The 2,732-nt window shown below is 73.6% G+C and carries 4 protein-coding genes and 1 pseudogene; 3 read left to right on the forward strand and 2 right to left on the reverse strand.

Annotation, left to right across the window (positions count from 1 at the left end; translation table 11 throughout):
• Both NCC78_RS30490 and NCC78_RS30495 read right to left on the reverse strand, forming a co-directional pair.
• A pseudogene (locus tag NCC78_RS30490) lies at positions 1 to 609 on the reverse strand (hypothetical protein); the annotation flags it as partial.
• 56 nt (positions 610 to 665) lie between these two features.
• Entirely contained in the window at positions 666 to 1,187 is a 522-nt protein-coding gene (locus tag NCC78_RS30495; protein WP_250798858.1) for an NUDIX hydrolase, read from the reverse strand.
• 66 nt (positions 1,188 to 1,253) lie between these two features.
• On the opposite strand from NCC78_RS30495, the gene NCC78_RS30500 reads away from it, so the two are divergent.
• The 3 genes from NCC78_RS30500 to NCC78_RS30510 all read left to right on the forward strand — a co-directional run bounded on the left by NCC78_RS30500 (position 1,254) and on the right by NCC78_RS30510 (position 2,678).
• On the forward strand, positions 1,254 to 1,745 hold the full coding sequence (locus NCC78_RS30500) for a type II toxin-antitoxin system PemK/MazF family toxin (protein ID WP_250798859.1): 492 nt from the start codon (positions 1,254 to 1,256) through the stop codon (positions 1,743 to 1,745).
• Positions 1,746 to 1,876: 131 nt separating this feature from the next.
• Positions 1,877 to 2,221, forward strand: coding sequence for an ArsR/SmtB family transcription factor (locus NCC78_RS30505; RefSeq protein WP_250798861.1), 345 nt, complete (start codon positions 1,877 to 1,879; stop codon positions 2,219 to 2,221).
• Positions 2,205 to 2,678, forward strand: coding sequence for an SRPBCC family protein (locus NCC78_RS30510; protein WP_250798862.1), 474 nt, complete (start codon positions 2,205 to 2,207; stop codon positions 2,676 to 2,678). The genes NCC78_RS30505 and NCC78_RS30510 overlap by 17 nt, the downstream gene beginning before the upstream one ends.
• Positions 2,679 to 2,732: the final 54 nt, after the last annotated feature.

A 2,732-nucleotide genomic window follows, 5' to 3' on the forward strand; every position in this document is an offset into this window, starting at 1 on the left:
GTGCACGATCACGTCCCCGGCGCGTGCGGTCGCCACGATGGCGCACCGGTGGCCCCGGCGCGGACTACGCAGCACCCGGCGCAGCCGGCCCGTCCAGGCGCTGCCAGCGCCCAGCGCGTCGGCGTCGGCGACCTCGAACGGGTCCGCCCAGGAGATCCGGGTGGCCAGCGCGCTGGCCAGGGCCAGCACCACGTCCGGCCTGACCCGCAACGGGAACCTCTCGATCAGGCCGAGCGTGTGCTCGCGGGCCCAGGCGTCCAGCCCGGCCTGGTCCGGCAGCACGCCCATGTCGGTCGTCGTCGGCAGCGCGTCGCGCCACCCGGTCAGCCCGCCGGTGTCCCACTCGGGCCGGTGCCAGACCGCGGTGGCGGACGGCACCAGCGGGTGGGGCGCCTCCAGCAGCGCCCGGGCCGTCTCGGCGGCGGTGTCCGGGTCGGTGCCGAGCACGTTCGCCAGCCCCTCGGCCGTCGCCCGATCGCTCGCGGCCGGGGCGCAGAGCGCGAGCAGCAGCCACGCGCCGAGCGGGGAGGCGACGTGGTGCTCGGCTCCGATCGCGGCGTGCAGTCGCTCGGCGTACCCGGACAGCGGCCCGTGCAGGTCGGTCGTCATGCCCCCACTGTGCCTGACCCGCGTCGCCGGGGCATGGCGGCGGTATCAGCCGTCGTTCACGACCACAGCTCGAACGGCTCATCGATCGCCTCGCCGGCCAGGAAGGGAAGGATCAGGTCGGGCAGTCGGCCCGGATAGAAGCGGGCCGGGCTGGCCACCACCTCGGGCAGCGGCCACCAGCGGAAGCCGAAGTAGTCCTCCCGCTCGTAGTCGAGCCGGTGCGTCTCGTCCACGTCCGGTCCCGGCCGGTCCAGCCGTACCGCGACGATCACCTCATCCTGGTGGTGGCGGAGCTGGCGGTGCAGGAAGCTGGCCCGTCGCCGCCAGGTCGCCGCGCCGACCTGGTCCGGGGTGATCTCGATGCCGGTCTCCTCGCGCAGCTCGCGTACCGCCGTGTCCCGGTACGTCTCGCCGACGTCCATGCCGCCGCCGGGTAGCTCCCACCACGTACCGAGCCGGGGGTGGTCCGGGTCGCGGGTGTGGAACAGCAGCAACCGGTCGGCGGCGTCGCGGACCACCACCCGCACCGCGCGCCGCTCGATGATGGGCAGGTCCCGGGGCAGCTCGATCGGTTCCACGGCACCAGTCTGCCCGGGCCGCCGCCCGCTCGGCCGGTCGGCGCGGGCCCGGGTAGGCTGCCCGCCGTGGCTGGTCTGTTGAGGAGTGTGGCGGCGCGCATCGGTCGAGTGGGCGCGGTGATCCCGTCGCCCCGGCGTTCCGGGCCCGCCCCGGCCCAGGTGGCCCGGCGTCGGCAGGTGAGCGCGTTGCAGCGGCGCGAGCTGACCTACGCGCCGGAGCGGGACGGCCAGGCCGACCCGGGGGAGATCGTCTGGACCTGGGTGCCGTACGAGGACGACCCGCGTCAGGGCAAGGACCGGCCGGTGCTGGTGGTCGGCCGGCACAGCCGCACCCTGTTCGGGCTGATGCTCTCCAGCCAGGGCGAGCGGGACGGGCAGCGGCACTGGCTGGCGCTTGGGCCCGGCGACTGGGACCGGGACAACCGGCCGAGCTGGGTCCGGCTGGACCGGGTGCTCACCATGCGTGAGGACAGCATCCGCCGCGAGGGTGCCGTGCTGGACCGTCCCCGCTTCGACCGGGTGGGCCAGGCGCTGCGCGCCGGCTACGGCTGGCGCTGACCCCGGCCGCCGGTCCGGGCCAGGGCGGAACACCTGGTGCCGGTCCGGAAATGCCAACGACCCTTGACGCGGTCGGCTTGGGCTGTATATTCAACCTATCGGTTTATAAACCAGATGGTTGAGAGTGGGCGATGACAGCAGATCCGGTCAGCACCGTTTTCGCCGCCCTCGCCGATCCGACCCGGCGGGCCATCCTGGCCCGGCTGGCCGCCGGCGAGGCGACCGTCAACGAGCTGGCGGAGCCCTTCCCGATCAGCGTGCAGGCCATCTCCAAGCACCTCACCGTGCTGGAGCGGGCCGGGCTGATCGTCCGTACCCGGGAGGCGCAGTGGCGCCGGTGCCGGTTGGACCCGGCGCCGCTGCGCACGCTCGCCGAGTGGCTCGAGCAGTACCGCCGGCTCTGGGACGAGCGTTACGACACCTTGGACGACTACCTGCGAGACCTGAAGGAGAACAGCGATGACCCAGATCGGTGACCTCGTGCTCGACCTCCCGTCCGACCGGGAGATCACCCTCACCCGCGCCTTCGACGCGCCGCGCGAGCTGGTCTACGCCGCGCACACCCAGGCCGAGCACCTGAAGCGGTGGTGGGGGCGCGGCAACCCGCTCGACGTCGAGATCGACTTCCGGGAGGGCGGGCGCTACCGCTTCGTCGAGCACGCCAAGGACGGCAACGACTACGCCTTCCGCGGCGAGTTCCGGGAGATCGTCGTACCGGAGCGGATCGTGCAGACCTTCGAGTTCGAGGGCATGCCGGGGCACGTGGCCGTGGAGACCCTGGTCTTCACCGAGCGCGACGGTGGCACCGTGGTCACCGGCACCACCCGCTTCGACACCACCCAGGAGCGTGACGGCATGATCGACTCCGGCATGGCCCAGGGGGCCGCCGAGTCGTACGCCGCCCTGGAGCGCCACCTCCGCACGCTGGCCTGACCCGGAGCCGGGCGCCGCGGCCAGGTCCGTGACGCCCGGGCCGCCGGTTATCGG

The sequence above is a fragment of the Micromonospora phytophila genome, assembly GCF_023656545.1.
Taxonomy (GTDB): Bacteria; Actinomycetota; Actinomycetes; order Mycobacteriales; family Micromonosporaceae; genus Micromonospora; species Micromonospora phytophila.

Bases quoted from the DNA above. Each gene is read 5' to 3' on its own strand.
- NCC78_RS30505 (WP_250798861.1), top strand. From the start codon at position 1,877: ATGACAGCAGATCCGGTCAGCACCGTTTTCGCCGCCCTCGCCGATCCG.
- NCC78_RS30510 (WP_250798862.1), top strand. From the start codon at position 2,205: ATGACCCAGATCGGTGACCTCGTGCTCGACCTCCCGTCCGACCGGGAG.